Raw genomic sequence first — 389 nt, forward strand, 5'->3', positions numbered from 1 at the left:
TAGCTGGCCGCCTCTGCGACTCGCCCGGTTGCGCTGGGAGCGCGAATCCGTAGTTGTCGTGTCGCCCGCAGCTCCCGTCATATGTCTGGGCAGGAGGTGCGAATGCGACGGGTGATTGGCATCGACGTCCACCGAACTTTCGGCGAGGTGGTGTCTTGGGAGGACGGCAGGCTCCGACATGCGGGCCGCATCGATATGACGCGGACTGCGCTGGAGGGATTTAGCAAGACCCTGCTGGCCAGTGATGAGGTGGTGGTCGAAGCGACTGCCAACAGCATGGCGTGTCGCGGGTTCTGGCGCCGTTCGTGGCACGGGTGATTATCGCCAATCCGCTGCAGGTGAAGGCGATCGCCCAGGCTCACGTTAAGACCGACAAGATCGATGCCGGC

At 63.5% G+C, this 389-nt stretch carries 1 pseudogene; it reads left to right on the forward strand.

From position 1 onward, the window contains the following. Positions 1-102 precede the first annotated feature (102 nt). A pseudogene (locus XI06_RS12805) lies at positions 103-389 on the forward strand (IS110 family transposase); the annotation flags it as partial.

The organism is Bradyrhizobium sp. CCBAU 11434 (assembly GCF_028128895.1).
GTDB lineage: Bacteria > Pseudomonadota > Alphaproteobacteria > Rhizobiales > Xanthobacteraceae > Bradyrhizobium > Bradyrhizobium zhengyangense.